15 protein-coding genes are annotated in these 16,876 nt (G+C 65.6%); 9 read left to right on the top strand and 6 right to left on the bottom strand.

Annotated features, from left to right (window positions below; translation table 11 throughout):
• The first annotated feature begins 61 nt into the window (after positions 1 to 61).
• A complete protein-coding gene (locus ED92_RS32485; protein ID WP_037345016.1) occupies positions 62 to 589 on the top strand; it encodes a hypothetical protein in 528 nt (175 codons plus the stop codon).
• A 480-nt stretch (positions 590 to 1,069) separates the two neighbouring features.
• Here the strand turns inward: ED92_RS32485 and ED92_RS32490 are convergent, their stop codons facing one another.
• Positions 1,070 to 2,311: an MFS transporter gene (locus tag ED92_RS32490; protein ID WP_063777633.1), complete on the bottom strand. Its 1,242-nt coding sequence runs from the start codon at positions 2,309 to 2,311 to the stop codon at positions 1,070 to 1,072.
• A 262-nt stretch (positions 2,312 to 2,573) separates the two neighbouring features.
• On the opposite strand from ED92_RS32490, the gene ED92_RS42130 reads away from it, so the two are divergent.
• From ED92_RS42130 to ED92_RS32510, 4 genes are all read left to right on the top strand, one after another.
• Entirely contained in the window at positions 2,574 to 3,842 is a 1,269-nt protein-coding gene (locus tag ED92_RS42130) for a cytochrome P450 (RefSeq protein ID WP_235213441.1), read from the top strand.
• Between the two features lie 51 nt (positions 3,843 to 3,893).
• On the top strand, positions 3,894 to 5,111 hold the full coding sequence (locus ED92_RS32500; RefSeq protein WP_081975971.1) for an ATP-grasp domain-containing protein: 1,218 nt from the start codon (positions 3,894 to 3,896) through the stop codon (positions 5,109 to 5,111).
• Positions 5,112 to 5,250: 139 nt separating this feature from the next.
• Positions 5,251 to 6,684 carry an FAD-binding oxidoreductase gene (locus ED92_RS32505; protein ID WP_037345730.1) on the top strand — a complete coding sequence of 478 codons (1,434 nt, stop codon included), beginning with the start codon at positions 5,251 to 5,253 and terminating at the stop codon, positions 6,682 to 6,684.
• 2 nt (positions 6,685 to 6,686) lie between these two features.
• On the top strand, positions 6,687 to 8,018 hold the full coding sequence (locus ED92_RS32510; protein WP_152611072.1) for a hypothetical protein: 1,332 nt from the start codon (positions 6,687 to 6,689) through the stop codon (positions 8,016 to 8,018).
• 352 nt (positions 8,019 to 8,370) lie between these two features.
• Here ED92_RS32510 and ED92_RS42590 read toward each other — a convergent pair whose 3' ends face one another.
• Positions 8,371 to 8,562 carry a hypothetical protein gene (locus ED92_RS42590; protein ID WP_152611073.1) on the bottom strand — a complete coding sequence of 64 codons (192 nt, stop codon included), beginning with the start codon at positions 8,560 to 8,562 and terminating at the stop codon, positions 8,371 to 8,373.
• A 175-nt stretch (positions 8,563 to 8,737) separates the two neighbouring features.
• Between ED92_RS42590 and ED92_RS32515 the strand changes: the two genes are divergently transcribed.
• The 3 genes from ED92_RS32515 to ED92_RS32525 are packed head-to-tail and all read left to right on the top strand — an operon-like array spanning position 8,738 to position 12,360.
• Positions 8,738 to 9,928 (top strand): NAD(P)/FAD-dependent oxidoreductase, encoded by a 1,191-nt coding sequence (locus ED92_RS32515; protein ID WP_037345733.1) that lies wholly within the window; start codon positions 8,738 to 8,740, stop codon positions 9,926 to 9,928.
• Positions 9,925 to 10,821 (top strand): RNA polymerase sigma factor SigJ, encoded by an 897-nt coding sequence (gene sigJ, locus ED92_RS32520; protein WP_037345024.1) that lies wholly within the window; start codon positions 9,925 to 9,927, stop codon positions 10,819 to 10,821. Before ED92_RS32515 ends, sigJ begins: the two co-directional genes overlap by 4 nt.
• A 21-nt stretch (positions 10,822 to 10,842) precedes the next feature.
• Complete coding sequence (locus tag ED92_RS32525) at positions 10,843 to 12,360, top strand: FAD-dependent monooxygenase (protein WP_235213413.1); 1,518 nt, start codon at positions 10,843 to 10,845, stop codon at positions 12,358 to 12,360.
• Positions 12,361 to 12,417: 57 nt separating this feature from the next.
• On the opposite strand, the gene ED92_RS32530 is transcribed toward ED92_RS32525, so the two are convergent.
• Entirely contained in the window at positions 12,418 to 13,185 is a 768-nt protein-coding gene (locus ED92_RS32530; protein ID WP_037345026.1) for an SDR family NAD(P)-dependent oxidoreductase, read from the bottom strand.
• 60 nt (positions 13,186 to 13,245) lie between these two features.
• Between ED92_RS32530 and ED92_RS32535 the strand changes: the two genes are divergently transcribed.
• Entirely contained in the window at positions 13,246 to 14,193 is a 948-nt protein-coding gene (locus ED92_RS32535; RefSeq protein WP_063777635.1) for a LysR family transcriptional regulator, read from the top strand.
• A 67-nt stretch (positions 14,194 to 14,260) separates the two neighbouring features.
• Here the strand turns inward: ED92_RS32535 and ED92_RS32540 are convergent, their stop codons facing one another.
• The 3 genes from ED92_RS32540 to ED92_RS32550 form a co-directional block, all read right to left on the bottom strand.
• Entirely contained in the window at positions 14,261 to 14,971 is a 711-nt protein-coding gene (locus ED92_RS32540; protein ID WP_037345027.1) for a type 1 glutamine amidotransferase domain-containing protein, read from the bottom strand.
• Between the two features lie 60 nt (positions 14,972 to 15,031).
• Positions 15,032 to 15,961, bottom strand: a complete 930-nt coding sequence (locus ED92_RS32545; protein ID WP_037345029.1) for an acetoacetate decarboxylase family protein — start codon at positions 15,959 to 15,961, stop codon at positions 15,032 to 15,034.
• 105 nt (positions 15,962 to 16,066) lie between these two features.
• Positions 16,067 to 16,576 carry a TetR/AcrR family transcriptional regulator gene (locus ED92_RS32550; RefSeq protein ID WP_233629775.1) on the bottom strand — a complete coding sequence of 170 codons (510 nt, stop codon included), beginning with the start codon at positions 16,574 to 16,576 and terminating at the stop codon, positions 16,067 to 16,069.
• Positions 16,577 to 16,876: the final 300 nt, after the last annotated feature.

The following is a 16,876-nucleotide window of genomic DNA, read 5'->3' on the forward strand; positions in this document are numbered from 1 at the left end:
GGCGGCCTCACTGGCTCTCGTCCATGCCCTCCGTCCAGCCCAGGGCTTCCTCGATCCGCTGATGGTCCGGCGGCTGGCGCTGGTGGGGTTGCTCGCGCAGGCGGTGGCCGCGCTGGTCGGTATCGGGGCGTGGCTGGGGTCTCCCTCGGTGACGAATCCGATCGCGGCCGACGTGCAGGCCCTGCTCGGCTTGGTCTGGGTGGCGGCTTATCTGTGCCTGGTGACCGGCCGGTGGCGTGCGGCGCGGTGGCTCGCGGTGACGGCGCTGGCTCAAGCCTCGGTCTTCTTCGGCGTGGATCTCGTGGCCGTCGAGGGTGCGTACGGGCTGTCCGGGACCGTCGGACTCCTGCTGGAGGCGCTGCCGGTGGTGGCACTGGTCGCGTTCCATCGGCAGGCCCCACCGGTGAAAGCGCGGCCGTGGCTCGTCGCGCTGCTTGCCGGCGTCGGCCTCCTGACGGTCGCGATGGCGGTCACCTATGTCAGCGTTCCGGCGCTCGTCGACTGGCCGGGCGTGGTCTGTGTGGCGGTTTTCGTCGCCGCGGTCGTCTACTTGAGTGTGCCTCGCAGACCGTGGCGGTTCTGGCGGTAGCGGCACCGCTCACGATTCTCGCCGGGAAGGCCGGGCGGTGCGGGCTGGGCCCCAGTGGCCAGCGGGCAGTTGGGGGCGTGGGCACTGAAATACATGACGTCCGATTCATGTATTGGAACGGGTTTCAAAACTCGTTCGGCGAAAGCCCCTACGGCCAACAGTTTCCGGTCTTCGCCAACCAGTCCGTCGAGTGCCCACCCGGCGGGAGTCCGTCGTGTGCGCGCCCCATCGGGCGGTCGGCCAGGGGAATCCGGCGATGCTGCCGAGCTGGCAGTAGTGGAGGAAGGCGGGGAAGGTCGGGACCTCGCGCCCGCAGAGCACGAACCTCTCCACGGACGAGAAAGTCCCGGGCCGTCGCCGCTGTGGTGGGGAAGGGCCGCCTCATAGACGGCGGGCTCGACGCCCGGGCACGACCGCCTCGGCGGAGATCGCCCGGACGTCGGCACGGCGATCTCGCGAACGAGGCGTTCGAACGAGACATCAGCTGGCGTCGGTCGCGGTGAGACTTCGGACAGAGTGCAGGGTCAGTGGCAGGAGCGCGATAACGAAGTAGGCGATCCCGCCCAGTATCGCGACCTGTGGCATGCCTGCTGCTGACGCGATGGGTACTACTGCAAGTTGCCCGACAGGTATGGCCACGTAGGAGCCGAAGTCGTCGTACGAAGTCACTCTCGAGATCATGGTGTTCGGGATGTTCCGTTGACGCACTGTGTCCCAGACGATGCCGAAGAGCGCGGAACCCAACCCGGAGACGAAGGTCGCGGTGGCCAGCAGGATGAGGTTCGAGCCGGTGCCGAGCAGTACGAGCGGGATCGCCGTCGCCGACATGGCGATCAGGCCGATCAGGAGGGGCCGCCGCACCGCGATTTTGATCATCGCCAAGCTGGCGATGACCAGCCCTGCTGCCTTGACGCTGGCCACCAGACCCCAGCCTGTCGCGCCGATTGTCGTCGAGGCTATGGAGGGGCCGAGTACCTGCCAGACGCCCATCTGAATCGCGTTCAGAAACATAAAAGCGAGGGTGATCGACCAGATCCACGGCGTCGAGCTGAAGTAGGTCCATCCTTCACGGAGGTCTCGCAGCAGGTTGGCGGAGGTCGAATTCGCCCTTGCTGGCAGGGCAACGCGGGTCAGGCACGCCGCTGCGGCGAGGAACGATGCGGCGTCCAGTGCGATCGCCCACCCGCCGCCCGCGACCGCGACGAGGACACCGGCCGCTGAAGGGCCCAGGATGCGGGCCGCGTTCCGGGAGGCGCTGAGCATCGAGTTTGCTTTTTGAATGTTCGCGCTGTCGACGAGCTGCGGAACGATGCCTTGCATTGCCGGGCTGATGAAGGCCTGCAGCGTGCCGTTGACCAGTGCCAGGATTATGAGGAACAGCGGATCCTGTTTCGTAAGCACGCAGAACGCGACACAAGCCTGGGAAAGCCCGGCGCCGACGTTGGTGATCCGCAGCAATACGTCACGTCGCCAACGATCGGCCACGCTGCCGCCGATGATGACGAACACGATCTCAGGCAGCATCGCAGCGGCCAGGACGAAGCCGAGATATGCCGGACTGGATGTTGCTTCCAGTACAGCGAAAGCGAGTGCTACCGGAGTCATCGAGCTTCCGAGCACCGACACGACGCGACCGATGAAGAACCACCGAAACGGACGTGCGCTCAGCGGCCCGTCGACCTGATCTCGGAGCCCTGGATCAGTGCCGGAGGTGTTTGCCATCGCCGCCCCTTCTTCGATGCCGCCATTCGGGGACCCCGTCTTGACTTCCAGGTTTGAGGCCCAACAAGATAAATACCATGATCATGGTCGCGGGGATGACCTGGTCAACCGAATCACCAATTTGGCCGTTCCGAGAGTGAGACAACATGCCTGGACGAGGGTAAAACGGACAACCTGACCGCAGTAGAAATAGGCTGCGAGGTTCGCCTGTCTTCGAGTAATTGGATGTTAAAGCCGGGGCAATGTCCAGATTGTGCAACTGATGCACTGCTCTGCGTTCGGTCTTGAGAATCCGAAGAATCCGATTTGCGGCAGGCGCCCCGGCAGGCTGATGAATCGCGTCAATCGACAAAGCATGGGGGATCAAACCATGACGCGTACGCTTCGGTACGAACCCTTGGACCTGAGGACACTGACCGACCCTTACCCGGTCTATCGGCAGCTGCGGGACGAAGCGCCCGTCTTCTGGCATGAGCAGATGCAATCGTGGGTGCTGACACGCTATCGCGATTGCCGGGAAGTCCTGCGAAATCACGAACTCTTCGCCCGGGATCGTCGGAGGATCGGAGAAGAAGTCCCGGAGTTCCGGCAAAGCGTCCAGACGCTGGACCCGCCAGAGCAAGGGGCCCTGCGCAGCTTGTTCGTGAACACACTACATGCGCAAGACTTCGACGAGATCGGCAGGCGGGCGCGCAATCGGATCGCGGAGCTGTTCGGGCACCTTGCCGATCGCGACGGATTCGACTGGATGAAAGAGATCGCGGCTCCGATATCACTGGCGATCAGCGCCGATCTGCTCGGCGTCCAAGAGCCTGACTTGCCGTCCTATATCAGTATCTCGGACGCATTGGCCAGGCGGATGGACTCCGGCCTGCTCCCGGCCAATGCCGAGGCGGGCGACCGAGCGCGCGGCCTGCTAAATACCATGGTCAAGGCATGGTTTGACGCTGAAGATTGCTCGGGAGCACTTGGAGATATCCGCCAGGATGCAGACAAGGCGCGAGTGCCCGATCATTATGTCCGCAACACCACCAGCGTACTGTTCAACGCGAGCTTCGGAACTCTTTACGCAACCGCAGGTAACGTGGCATTGACACTGCTCCAACATCCTGAGGCATTAGAACGTCTACGCGACGAGCGTCTACTCAGCACGGGAGTGGACGAACTCGTTCGTTTTGACGGTCCAGCGCAGGGTACGAGTCGTGTGGCCACACGACGAACGATGATCGGCACCACAGTAGTCGATCCAGGTCAGATCGTTTTGCCGCTTCTCGCCGCGGCGAACCGCGATCCAGAGGAGTTTCCTCAACCGGATGAACTCGTGCTTGACCGGTCGCCGAACCGCCATCTCGGGTTCGGCTGGGGGCCGCATGCTTGCCTTGGCGCATCGTTCGGTCAGGTGGCGGTCAAAGAAATAATCCGTGGCCTGTTGGCCGCGCCTGGCCCGTTGCGACTAGCAGGTGTCCCGACTCGTCGGCGAACGGCCACCGTGCGAAGTCTCGACGTTCTGCCGGTGACGTTTCGCCCGTAGCCGGTTGGCGCGACACGGCATGCGGCAGCTGCGCCAGGCGAAGGGGCAGGTATGCGCAGATTACTGGTCGTAGATCCAGACAATCCAGCTTGTAGAGCACTCACCTTCGCCGCGAAGGCAGCTGGCATCGAGGTCTGTTCGGTCGGCCATCACGAAGCCGGTTCAAGTGGCGGGGACCTACTCACCGACTTCGCGGATGAGGGGATGTTCGTGTCCGACGTGACGCGGTTCTGTAAGGAGACCTGCGTTGACGCAGTTGTCACCGGGAATGAGTTCCTGACTCCACTGGTGACCTTGGTGTGCGATCAGTTGTCGCTTCCGTCGAACGTCGCCGAGCAAGCGTACGCGGCGCGCAACAAGGTGGCGATGAGCCATCGCCTGGCCTGTTCCGGTGTCTTGACGCCACGAACGTTCGTGATCACGAACGCGGCCGAGTTGGAACGCCTGCTCACCAGTGGCCGGGTCGGGCTGCCATTCGTCATCAAGCCTGCCGACAACGCCGGATCGAACGGAGTGACGGTAGTGCTCAACGCTGACGATCGCGCCGAGGCTTACCGCTACGCCGCAGGACCGGAGACAGTGGTCCCGTTCGGCATGACAAAAGACCGCCGGATCCTGGTACAGGAGTACATCGAGGGTGCGGAGTTCAGTGTCGAGTCCATTACCCAGCACGGGATACCGCATCATGTCTGTATCACCAGGAAGCTCACGTCGACAGGTGCGCATCGCGTCGAACTGGGGCATGCGGTGCCGGCCGGGGTTGACGAGGCTGCCGAGAGATTGATCCTCCACACTGCGGGCCAGGCGATCAAGGCGGTCGGCATCGAGAACGGGCCTTCTCACACGGAGGTGAAGCTGGACTCGCAGGGACGATGTGTGGTGATCGAGATCGCCGGCAGGGTTGGTGGTGCGCCCATTGCCGACCTCGTCCAGTTGGCACACGGTGTCGATATGTTCAGAGCCTGTGTCGACGTGGCGCTCGGCATACCTGCCGCTGTTAAGCGTTCTCGGAACGACTATGCGACAGCACGCTTCTTCACCGCGCCGTCACAGGGAAAAATTGCTTCAGTCACGGGTCTTCCACTGCAAGACGTCACCGTCCCAGTCGTTCGGTTGAGACGACAGGTTGGTGATGCGGTCGGCGACAACCGGGGCAACGGCTGCAGGGTGGGGCACTTCATCGTCACCGGTTCGGATCGGTCCGTCATCGAACGGCGTGCGGAATCTCTGTCCTCACAGATCCTCGTCGAGATCACCGAGGCGGGATAGGGCCGGTGATTAGTTGCTGGATCGATATGGAGGGAGAGGTTCCATGACCTACGACCACTGAGCATAAGTGGCGTCCGGGCCCACAGTCCGTGGGCCCGGACGCAGCAATCGCCGGTAACCGACCTAAGGAGAACGTGTGATGGCCGCAGCCGAAGCGGACATAATTGTGGTGGGAAACGGCGTGATCGGTTCGTCCATCGCGTTCGAACTGCGTCGTCGAGGTCATCAGGTCCTTCTCGTCGGTGAGCGTTCCCGTCCCTATGCGGCGTCGATGGCCGCCGGCGCGATGTTGGGTTGCTTTGGGGAGGTCACGACATCATTGCTGGCCAGCCCGAGCGGGCGAGCTAAGCTCGCGACCGACTACCGAGCGCGAGGTGAATGGCCTCAGTGGGACGTCGACCTCAGCGTGGCATCGGGGATGGGCGACAAACTCGTCACCACAGACGGCACGGTCGTCTTGTTGAACACTATCGGTACGGCCGCGGTGGACTCCGAGAATTTCAAGGCGATAGAAAGTGCCTTGCTTGAGTACGCCGAGCACTTCGAGTTCGTCGATCCGGAGGACCTTGACTGGTTTTCTCCCGACGAGCTAGCGCGCTCGCTGCGAGCGATCTTCATCCCTGGCGAACGAGCGGTGGACGCACATCGCTTGCTCGAAAAGCTTCGCAAGGGATTTCAGAACATCGGCGGCCAAACTGTCGATGACGCGGTTCGCGACATCGAAGTCCGGAACGGGCGGGCCGTGGGCGTGCGATTGGCGAACAACGAAGTTTTACGCAGCTCTCATGTCGTCGTTGCTGCAGGCGCACAGTCACTTACTCTTTTCAATCAGATCGAGGATGTCCGCAAGAGGATTCCGCCGATGGTCAGCGGCTATGGCGTCTCCGCGCTACTCGAAGTCAACGACCGGACCACCCCCAGGTCGGTGTTGCGCACCCCTAACCGCGCCTTCGCGTGCGGGATCCACTGTGTACCAAGGTCCGCAGAAGTCCTCTATGTAGGCGGCACCAACGTGCTGACCGAGCACCCGCGCAAGTTCGCCACTGTTCGCGACCTCCAATTCCTGCTCGAATGCGCAGTGGATCAGCTCCACTCGAGGCTACCCGAAGCTGGCGTCCGGGCCGTGCAGGTCGGCAACAGGCCGGTCCCTGCGGACGGCTTTCCCCTCATCGGCGCCACCGGGGTCGACGGCTTGACTCTTGCCACGGGGACCTACCGGGACGGCTTGCATCAATCACCGCTGATCGCACGCCACATCGCGACCCTGATCGACGGAACCGGTGCTGTAGTTGACGAACTGTCAACTTTCACTCCGCAGCGCAGACCGCTCTCGGCCGGCAGTCGGAAGGAAATCATCGACACCGTCGTCGAACACCTGATGGCGTCCGGGTATGAGCAAAGGTGGCGGGTTGCGCCCGAGTGGCCGCAGCGCCTTCGGGGGTTCATTCGTCGTCACTACTCGGACCTGGTAGAGCACTTGCACCCTGACTTCACTCCGCCTGCGGAGTTTATTCCGAAGATTAACGACAGCATTCGCGACAGTATCACTACCTATTACAAATCCTGGCAGTAGCCATGCGTATTATTGTGGCCAACTCAAGTGACACCGTCAACGAACACAGTGCTAGTGATACTCGACTGTGGAGCCAGCGTGCACTATGGCTAGCGGGCGAAGGTGACCTCGTCATACTCTCCGATCGACCTGATCCACATTTCGTGCAGCACGTCGCCGCGGTTCGGAAGATGGAAATGTCGGAGGTGCGGATCGTCGTCGCGCCACCCGGTAGGTACGGACGGCGGATGATCGACCCGGAGGCACTCCTGGATCCACGGTTCGTTGCGTCGATCGCCGAAGACCTCGAAGCCGTGTCAGAACTATGCGGGCTGTACCCGTCGGCACGGTTGGTCGAGTTGGCCTCCGCTCTCGGATATCGAGATCGGGTAGCCGGTGCCGAGTTCTTCGCCCAAGGAGGCGGTGAAATGGTGGACAGCAAAGCTACCTTCAGAGCCATCGCCACAAGTGCGGGTCTGCGCGTCCCAGCGGGGTTCGTTTGCCGCACAAAGTCCCACGCCGCGCGTGGCTTGCGTGACTTGATCGACGCAGGGCACTCGGCCATGGTGAAGATGGCGCACGGGGCAGGGGGCGCCGGCAACGAGCTAGTCTCGGCGCCCGGCAGGCCAGCGCCAGTAGCCGCAGGCGCCCGTTTCGCCCACCAGTTGAGCAGCGAGCCTGGTGCGGTGGATGCCTACTGGGATGAACGCTGGGCGTGGGCGTCCCAGAATGACCAGCACCCTGTCATCGTTGAACAACTACTCGACGTTCGCGAATCATGGTATGTCGAGCTGGTCGTCGATCAAAACGGCTGGGATCTGTACGGCATGGGCACGCTGTCCTACGACAACGGACGAATCCAGTGCGAAACAGTTGGAATCTCTGACCGTCGCGCACAGGGATGTGTCAGAGAAGCTGAGAAGCTAGCCAAAATCTACCAAACACTCGGATATAGAGGAAATTTCTGCGTCGACGCGGTGGTCACCGCACAAGGCGCGGTCGTGTACACGGAGGTGAACGCTAGGGCCACGACCGGTACGCACCTCCACAAGCTCGCGGCCGACGGGATTCTCGGCGACTCGTCGCAGCTCATTCGGCAAGTTAGCGCCTCTCCAAACTGGGGTGCACTGTCAACCGAAGAGTTTCTCGCCGGCGTAGAGAAAGCAGGGTTATCCTTCAGTGCCGGGTACGATCCTGGGGTTCTGATGGTGATGCCCGCCGACCCCGAACGAAAACCAGGTGCGTTCCTCTACGCAACCATCGGCGAGGCCGGCGCTCAGGACGATGTGTGCCGCGCGTTGGATGCCTCCTTTCGCTCCCTCGAGCTCGCGGACACGGAGAGCGCGATGTTCTAGTCCGCAAGGAACTTGGTGTGGAGTGGGTAGGTCATCGTCGTAGTGGTCGATTCAAGTGTTTGTCGCTGGCTTTCCCCCACGGCAGAGCGTGTGGCGTGGAGCTGGTGTGGCGTTCCACAATCCTGCTGTCCCGTGGCGTGAGATCTAGCGGGTCGCGTCCGGTCGTCCTCGTGTGGCCAGGTGGCGGCGGTGGTGTGGTCCGCTTCGAACTGCAGAGCAAAGTCTCGTCCGTGTCGGTAAGACGCGTAGGCGGCGCCGATGGCCACGAGGGCGGTGCAGGCGCACTGTACGACCAGCGCGAAGTCGCGTCGGCCCGTGGGCAGTGTTGCTTCGTTCGGGTTGTTCAAGGCGGTCACCGGGCTTTCCGGCGGTGCCGCTCGATCACGGTCGTTGCGGAGATCCGCAGCTCACGAGAGAATTTCGATTCGTGGGTTGTTGTTGGAACCGCACCGGGGGCACCAACAGGAATCTCGTAAATCTCCGGCAGCTTGTCTGCCGGGAGCTTGATCGTGACGGTCGGAACAAACCCTTTACCGATACGCACGATGTCGATGAATCCGAAACGGTTCTGTTGGCCTTGCGTGGAAAACTGTCGCCGTCGGTCTGGTCACCGGCGACCCGGCAGGGGCACGCGGACACCGCGCCCGTGCTATCGCGCGGTGACGCGGGTCACGGCGGGTCGTGTCACGTTTTCGGTGGTCCGCGGTGTCTTGGGAGGCATGCCTGAACACAAGACACGTCACAAGGTCGTGGTCATCGGTGGTGGTTACGCCGGAACGCTCGCGGCCAACCGTCTGCGGATGCGCGCCGACGTCGACATCACGCTGGTCAATCCCCGCCCGGAGTTCGTCGAGCGGATCCGGCTGCACCAGTTCGCGGCACGCAGCGGCGATGCGACGATCGACTACGGCACGCTGCTCGGCGAGAACATCGAGTTGGTCGTCGACAGCGTCGCACGCATCGACACCGCCACGCGCACCGTGGAGTTGGCCTCGGGTGGCGGATTGGCCTACGACTACGTCATCTACGCGGTCGGCAGCACCGCGGCGACACCGTCGGCCGTGCCCGGCGCCGTCGAGTTCGGTGTGCCCGTCGCCGAGTTCGAGGACGCGCAGCGGCTGCGCGCCAGGCTGGACGAATTGCCGCCCGCCGCGCCGATCACGGTGGTCGGCGGTGGATTGACCGGCATCGAGACGGCCGCGGAACTGGCCGAGCGAGGACGCCCGGTCACGCTGGTGTGTGGCCGAGCCCTGGCGCCTTATCTGAGCGCGCCGGGTCGCCGGTCGGTCGCCAGGTGGATGAGCCGGCACGGTGTCACCGTGCTCGAGGCCGACGTGGTGACCGAGGTCCGGCCGGACGCGGTCGTCCTGGCCGGCGGTGCGGTCCGTGCGAGCGCGTTGACCGTCTGGACGGCAGGGTTCGGTGTGCCCGAGCTGGCCCGTGTGAGCGGGCTACGCACCGACGATCTAGGGCGGCTGCTCACCGACGAAACGCTGACCAGCGTCGACGACGACCGCGTCGTCGCGGCGGGCGACGCCGCCGCACCGTCGGGCCGGCCGTTGCGGATGAGCGGTTATGCCGCCGGGCCGCTCGGGGCACAGGCCGCCGACACCGTGCTGAGCCGTATCGCGGGCACCGAACCGGCGTTGATCGACCTGGCCTTCACTGGCGCGTGCGTCAGCCTCGGCCGCCACGCCGGCATCCGGCAGCTCGCCCGGAAGGACGACAGTACGGTGGACCTCTACATCGGCGGCCGCATTGGCGCGTTGATCAAGGAAGTGACCTGCAGGTTCGTGGTGTCGAAAAGGATTCGCCGGGAGGCTCGCGAGCCGGGTGCCATGGGCTGGCCCAGGGGCGGCCCTCGCCCCGGCAGGCAGATCCCCACCGCACAGGGAGTCGCGTCGCTGTGACCACCGACGAACACGCCGAGCGGTTCACCCACCTTCGCCCGCTGCTGTTCACGATCGTCTACGAGATACTCGGTTCGGCGACCGAGTCCGACGACGTGCTGCAGGACGGCTATCTGCGGTGGGCCGAGGTGGATCTGGCGACGGTGCGGGACACCAAGTCGTATCTGGCCCGGTTGGTGACCCGGCAGGCGCTCAACACGGTGCGGGCGAACACGCGCCGTCGCGAGGACTACATCGGCCCATGGCTGCCCGAGCCGCTGCTGCTCGACGACACCGACCCGTCGGCCGACGCGGTGCTCGCCGAGTCGGTGTCGATGGCGATGCTCGTGCTGCTGGAAACCCTTACTCCGGACGAGCGCGCGGTGTTCGTGCTGCGTGAGGTGTTCGGCTTCAACCACGACGACATCGCCGCGGCGGTGGGCAAATCGGTGGCGGCGGTGCGCCAGGTGGCGCACCGGGCCCGCGAGCACGTACAGGCGCGGCGCAAGCGCTTCGCACCCGCCGACGCCGTGACCACCGCGCGGATCACCGAGAAGTTCATGACCGCCGCGGCCACCGGAAACCTGGAAGAGCTGCTCTCACTGCTCGCACCGGAAGCCACCTGGACCGCTGACAGCGGCGGCAAAACCATCGCGGCGCGCCGGCCGATCGTGGGTGCGGAGAAGGTCGCCGCACTCGTCATGGACCTCTTCCGCCCCGAGCGGCGGACGGCGGACCTGCGGATCGAGATGGTCAACTGCAACAACACACCCGCGTTGATCTCCTACCGCGGCGACCAGCCCGAAGGTGTCTTCCTGGTCGAAACCACCGACGGGAAGATCACCCACTTCTACGCCATTCGCAACCCGGACAAACTCCTCGCGGTGACGGATCCGCGTCAGATCAGCCGGTAAATGATGACCAAGGAGTTGACCGTGACCGACACGCAGGTAGTGATCGCCGGGGCGGGGCCGACGGGGCTGATGCTCGCGTGCGAGCTGCGGCTCGCCGGGGTCGAGGTGCTCGTGCTCGAGCGTCTCCCGGAGCGTCGGACGGTGGAATCGCGGGCCGGCGGGCTGCACATCCGCACGATGGAGACGCTCGATCAGCGGGGCCTCCTCGACCGGTTTCTCGAGCGCGGACAGCGGAGGCAGGCCGTGCGCTTCGCCGCCGATCCGCTCGACGTGTCCGATGCGGCGACGCGGTATCCGTACGTTCTCGTCATCGCGCAGTCCGAAGTGGAACGGCTGCTGGCGGAGCGCGCGGTGGAGGCCGGGGTACGGCTGCGCCGCGGCGCCGAGGTCGCGGGGTTCATCCAGGACGACACAGGTGTCACCGTGGAGCTCGCGGACGAATCACGCGTCCGGGCGGACTATCTCGTCGGCTGCGACGGCGGGCGCAGCACCGTGCGCAGGCTCTCGGGCATCGAGTTCCCGGGCACCCCGGCCACGATGACCGCTCTGCTCGGCGACGTCGAGCTTGCCGAGCCGCCGGTGGACGACATCTTCCAGGAACGGCGCGAAAACGGGAGCTTCTCGGTGCTGGCATCAGGCCCGGACCGGTATCGGGTGCTGACCAACGAGTTCGATCACGTCGCGGGCCGGGACGAGCCGGTGACCCTGGAGACCCTCCGCACGGCCTTGGTCAAGATCGCCGGCACGGACTACGGGATGCACTCGCCGCGCTGGCTTTCCCGGTTCGGCGACGCGGCGCGCCAGGCCGACCGTTATCGCGAGGGCCGGGTTCTCCTCGCCGGCGACGCCGCGCACATCCACTTCCCGGCAGGCGGTCAGGGCCTGAACACCGGTGTCCAGGACGCGGTCAACCTCGGCTGGAAGCTCGCCGCCGTCGTCCGCGGCCAGGCCGCGGACCTGTTGCTCGACACCTATCAGGCCGAACGCCACCCGGTCGCCGCCCGGGTCCTGCGGAACACCCGGGCCCAGACCGCACTCCATCGGGTGGACGCGCACACCTCCGCTCTGTGCGAAGTGCTGGGCGATCTCATCGACATCGACGAGGTACGGCTGCGCCTTGCCGGAATGATCACGGCGACCGACATCAAGTATCCGACGGTCGGGACGGACGACCTCCTCGGCAGGCGGATGCCGGATCTCGACCTCGTAGACGGCCGTGTCTACGAGCTTCTGCACCGCGCCCGCGCTGTTCTGCTGGATCTCGGTGGTCTCCGGTCACTCGACGCCGTCGTGACCGGCTGGGCTGGCCGCGCCGATCTCATCCGCACCCGACCAGCCCAGGGCTCCGATCTCGGCGCGGACGCCGTGCTCATCCGCCCCGACGGACACGTCGCCTGGCTCACCCGCACCGGCCAACGGCCAGATCTGAACGGCCTCCGGACCGCCCTCACCACGTGGCTTGGCCCCGCCGATCCGGACTTCCAAGGAGAACGAAAGGCAAACTCGAACGACAACGAAATCCCAGCACGTGACCGGTGAGAAGCCTTCGCTCCAGCATCGACCCCGTCCGCGACCACGACACGTTTGCCTTACCCCTCAAGAGTTCCGGAACTCGCCAGGTCCGAGATACAGGCCGCCGGTGACATCGAGCCACTGGCCGGTGATCCAGCGGGCGTCCTCGGACACGAGAAATGCGATGGCGTCGGCGATGTCCTCCGGCTGCCCGACCCGCCCCAGTGCGGTGATGGCCGTGCTTTGCTCGACCAGGTGCGGGGCGTCCTGAATCCAGGAGTTCATATCGGTTTCGGTGACCCCGGGAGCGACGGTGTTCACGGTGATGCGCCTCGGGCCGAGTCGCTGCGCCAGGTTCCGGCCGAGCACGTCCACCGCTCCTTTCGTCATCGCGTACGCGGTCTCGGGCATGGCGATCCTGGTGGCGGCGGAGGAGACGTTGACGATCCGGCCGCCGTCCCGCAACAGCGGCAGCGCCCGTTTGATCGCGAAGTACGGGGTCTTCACGTTGATCGCGAAGAGCCGGTCGAACTCCTCGGGCGTCACCTGGTCGAGCGTGCCGGCGAAGGCGGCCGCGTTGTTGACCAGTATGTCCAGCGGCCGGCCGGTCAACCCCTGCTCCACTCCGGCGAACAAAGTGTCCACATCGCCGTCCACGCCGAACTCGGCGCGGACGGCGAAGGCCACCCCGCCGACGCGTTCGATCGCGGCCATGGTCTCCCTCGCCGCGGCGTCATCATGTCCGTAGTGCACGGCGACCAGCGCTCCATCGGCGGCCAGCCGGGTGGCGATCGCCCTTCCGATTCCTCGGGACGCACCCGTCACCAGCGCCGTCTTTCCGGTCAGTTCCATACATTGATCTTGTGGCCGATCGGCACGCGCGTCCAATACCTGTCGTTATAACCTGCGGCTATGGATGTTCGGGTCCAGGATCTGCGGTACTTCATCGCGGTCGCCGAGGAGTTGAGCTTCACTCGGGCGGCGAACGATCGGCTGTTCATCTCGCAGCCCGCGCTGAGCAAACAGATCCGCCAGCTGGAGGCCTGCCTGCGGGTGACGCTGTTCGACCGGGACCGCCGCGCCGTCGCGCTGACCGCCGCGGGTAAGGCATTGCTGCCCCGTGCCCAGCAGATCGTGCAGCTATGGGAGCGGGCACGCCGGGAAACGGCCGAGGCATCCTCGACGCAGCTGGCCACGCTGACAGTCGGCTTCCAGACCCGAATCGGCCGGGGGCTCATTCCTGGTGTCACGGCGAGAATGAGCGAGTCGCTGCCGAGCTGGCGACTGCGGTTCCGTCAAGTCCCCTGGAGCGATCCGTCGATCGGGTTGGCCGCCGGCGATGTGGATGTGGCCATCGCCTGGCTGCCCATTCCCGATGACACCGGGCTTTCCTGGCGGGTGGTCGCCTCCGAGCAGCGATGGGTGGCGGTACCGCCGGGCCATCGCCTGGCCCGCCGCGAGGTGATCCCGTTCGCCGAACTCATCGACGAGCCGTTCATCGCGCTCCCCTCGTCGGCTGGGCCGCTGCGCGAGTTCTGGCTGGCGACCGCAAGCCGTCCGCGCCCGGCCGACGTCGCGGCCGAAGCGGAGACCGTCGAGGAGTCCTATGAGGCGGTCGCCTCCGGGCTCGGTGTCGCGCTCCTCGCCGCCGGGAATGTCGAGATCTACCAACGAAACGACGTGGTCTGTCGTCCGGTCGCCGGGCTCTCACCAGGCGAACTCGCGGTCGTCTGGCGCAGCCCGGATCGCCGGGACGCGGTGCGTGTCTTCGTGAACGCCTGCATCGGCTGCTTCTGTGGCGACAGTTCCCGTCGGGAACAGGGGGGCACCGAGCCGCTCGCGGAGTCAGCAGATCGTTGAGCCAGGGCCGCGGACCGTGGATCGATCGTCCCGGGCGTCGGCCTGCGTTCCACGGAACGGGCGCGCCTCAGGGGTGGGTCTGCGACGTGTTGCCCGCGAGGGCTTCGACGACCTTTCGTGCGGTGGCCTTGGCCGAGCCCGGGTTCTGGCCGGTGACGAGGTTGCCGTCGGTCAAGGTGTAGGAGACGAAGGGGAGTGTGGCTTTCTCGTAGAGCGCGCCGCGCTCTTTCGCGCGTTCTTCGGCGTTGTAGGGCACCAGTTTGTCGACGCGGGCGAGCACCTCTTCCTGCCAGGCGAAGCCGGTCATGTGCTTGCCGTCGATGAGGTAGGTGCCGTCGGAGAGACGGGTGTCGAGCAGTCCGCAGTAGCCGTGGCAGACCGAGGAGACGATGCCGCCGCGCTCGTAGATCTCGCGGGTGATGCGCTGCAGGCCTTCGGAGCCGGGGAAGTCGTACATCACGGCGTGGCCGCCGGTGAAGTAGATGGCGTCGAAGTCGGCGGAGTCGATCTCCTCGGGGCTCTTCGTGGTCGCGAGGAGTTCCATTTTCGCGGGGTCGGCGCGCCATGCCTTGGCGGTCTTGTCGTAGGTGGGGAACTTCAGCGACCGCGGCTCGAGCGGCGAGGCGCCGCCCGCTGGGCTCACCAGGGTCTGCTCGAAGCCCGCCTCGTCGAACACGTGCCAGGCGTGCGTGAGCTCGGAGAGCCACAGCCCGGTGGCGTGGGACGGGTCGTCGTAGTGACCGACGTTGGTGACGACGTTGAGGATGCGCTTGGTCATGGCTGTTCTTCCTTCCGGCGGGGTGGCGGGCCGGTGCGGCTCGTGGTGGTCATCTCGTCCTCAGCTCCGGTCCTGGACGGAGGTGGGCACCGGCATGTGCAGTGCCAGCTGGCCTTCGGTGGTGACGTCGAGCTGGATCGTCCGGATCGGCTTCAGCGAGCGCAGGTCCTGGCTCATCCGGCCCTCGCCGAGCCGCAGGTCCAGGCCGCGGGGGAACCGCGTGGTGCCGGCGGAGAGCATGTTGATCTGGCTGGTCGTGGAGTGCCAGGCGCCGTCGATCGTGGTGTAGGAGGTCAGGGTGGAGACGTGCTCGCCGGTGGGCCGGGCGGTCTGCTTCGGCGTGGGCGCCGAGAGGGCGAGGTCGAGGCCGCCCTGGTCGTTGGCGACCCTGGCGGAGGTGTGCTCGGTGTCGATGTCGACGTCGAGCCGGGTGACCCACTTGGGGAAGCCGTAGCCGTCGTGGCCGCGGACCTGCGCGATCTCGGTGTTGACCGGGAGCGAGAGCACGTAGGAGTGCAGGGAGTCGTTCTTGAGTCCGGTGACGAGGTCGAGCAGGCCCAGCCCGCGGCTGTGCCGTGCCGGCTTGACGGCGATGCCGACGGCGGCCTCGGTGTAGAAGTCGATGTCGCACACGTCGTACCGGAAGGCCATCACCGAGACGATCCCGAGCCCCGGGGCGACCTCGAGCGGATCCAGCTCCTGTGGCAGGCGGCCCCGGATCGCCTTCGTCGGCGCGAGCATCGTGAGCCGGGTCGTGGAGATGCGGTAGTAGAAGTTCGGCGTCAGCGTGGGTCCGATGCGGGAGTCCACGCGGGTCTTCGGCATCCCGCGGAAGAAGTCGACGCTGCCGACCCTCGGGTCCCGCGCGACCTCGTCGAGGTCGGTGTTCATCCGGAACCGGTCGTAGAGGCCGCCTTCGGGGACGGTGACGAGACGGCCTCCGAGGTCGACCTCGACGGTGCGGTCGGTCAGCTTGCTGGGCGGTGTCATGAGCGCTCTCCTCAATGTAAGCGGCGTCAACACCGAGGGTTGCACGGCATGTGAGCACTGTCAACACCGGAGGGTGTGAGGCCCGCGACGAACGTTCGGCAGGCCTCAGGGGGTGACCGACGCGATCGCGAGGAAGGCTCCGCGCACCCGCTCGGCAACCTCGTCGTCCGAGGCCGCCTGCAGCTTGCCGTCGAGATACAGGCAGGCCAGTCCATGTGCGAGCCCCCAACCGGCGGACGCCAGAGCCGAGGCGTCCGCCTCGGGAAAGACGTGGTGGAGTGCGTCGGCCAGCAGTTCGTGCAAGGCGTCGGCGGCCTTGACCCGCTCGTCATCCGCGTCGTCGCACGGCTTGCCGAACATCACCCGGAAGAGGGCGGGGCGCCGCAACGCGAAGGCGACATAGGTGACCGCGAATTCGGCCAAGTCCGCGAGTGAGGTGGGCGGTGTGCGCCCGTCGCCCAGGTCTGCCAGGAGGTCCCGGAAGCCCTCGACGGCCAGAGCGGACTCCAGTGCGTCGCGATCCTTGAAATGACGGTACGGCGCCGTCTGTGACACGCCGGCCCTGCGCGCGATGGCGCGAAGCGAAAAGGGCTCGCCGGCCTCGAGCATCTCCATGGCGGACGACAGCAGCGCTGCCCGCAGGTCGCCGTGATGGTAGCCACCCTTCCCTGATGTTGACACCGCTTACTTCACCCTCCTACGCTGTTGTGAGCACCGTAAACATACCGTGTCCGGAGGAATCGAGGCCGATGTCCGCACCCACGAACCCGCGTCCCTTCGACGTCGTGCTCTTCGGCGCCACCGGCTTCACCGGCGGCCTGACCGCCGAGTACCTCGCCGCCCGCCTCCCTCGTGAAGGGAGGCTCGCGCTCGCCGGGCGCAACCAGGCCAAGCTGGAGGGCGTCCGCGACCGTC

This window comes from Amycolatopsis sp. MJM2582 (genome assembly GCF_000754115.1).
GTDB lineage: Bacteria > Actinomycetota > Actinomycetes > Mycobacteriales > Pseudonocardiaceae > Amycolatopsis > Amycolatopsis japonica.

What these genes read in the sequence shown, in the direction of transcription:
- ED92_RS32510 (WP_152611072.1), top strand. Translation starts at nt 6,687, where the DNA reads ATGCGTATTATTGTGGCCAACTCAAGTGACACCGTCAACGAACACAGT.
- ED92_RS32485 (WP_037345016.1), top strand. Translation starts at nt 62, where the DNA reads ATGGTCCGGCGGCTGGCGCTGGTGGGGTTGCTCGCGCAGGCGGTGGCC.
- ED92_RS32540 (WP_037345027.1), bottom strand. Translation starts at nt 14,971, where the DNA reads ATGACCAAGCGCATCCTCAACGTCGTCACCAACGTCGGTCACTACGAC.
- ED92_RS32530 (WP_037345026.1), bottom strand. Translation starts at nt 13,185, where the DNA reads ATGGAACTGACCGGAAAGACGGCGCTGGTGACGGGTGCGTCCCGAGGA.
- ED92_RS32490 (WP_063777633.1), bottom strand. Translation starts at nt 2,311, where the DNA reads ATGGCAAACACCTCCGGCACTGATCCAGGGCTCCGAGATCAGGTCGAC.
- ED92_RS32535 (WP_063777635.1), top strand. Translation starts at nt 13,246, where the DNA reads ATGGATGTTCGGGTCCAGGATCTGCGGTACTTCATCGCGGTCGCCGAG.
- ED92_RS32500 (WP_081975971.1), top strand. Translation starts at nt 3,894, where the DNA reads ATGCGCAGATTACTGGTCGTAGATCCAGACAATCCAGCTTGTAGAGCA.
- ED92_RS32550 (WP_233629775.1), bottom strand. Translation starts at nt 16,576, where the DNA reads ATGGAGATGCTCGAGGCCGGCGAGCCCTTTTCGCTTCGCGCCATCGCG.
- ED92_RS32545 (WP_037345029.1), bottom strand. Translation starts at nt 15,961, where the DNA reads ATGACACCGCCCAGCAAGCTGACCGACCGCACCGTCGAGGTCGACCTC.
- ED92_RS32515 (WP_037345733.1), top strand. Translation starts at nt 8,738, where the DNA reads ATGCCTGAACACAAGACACGTCACAAGGTCGTGGTCATCGGTGGTGGT.
- ED92_RS42130 (WP_235213441.1), top strand. Translation starts at nt 2,574, where the DNA reads ATGCACTGCTCTGCGTTCGGTCTTGAGAATCCGAAGAATCCGATTTGC.
- ED92_RS32505 (WP_037345730.1), top strand. Translation starts at nt 5,251, where the DNA reads ATGGCCGCAGCCGAAGCGGACATAATTGTGGTGGGAAACGGCGTGATC.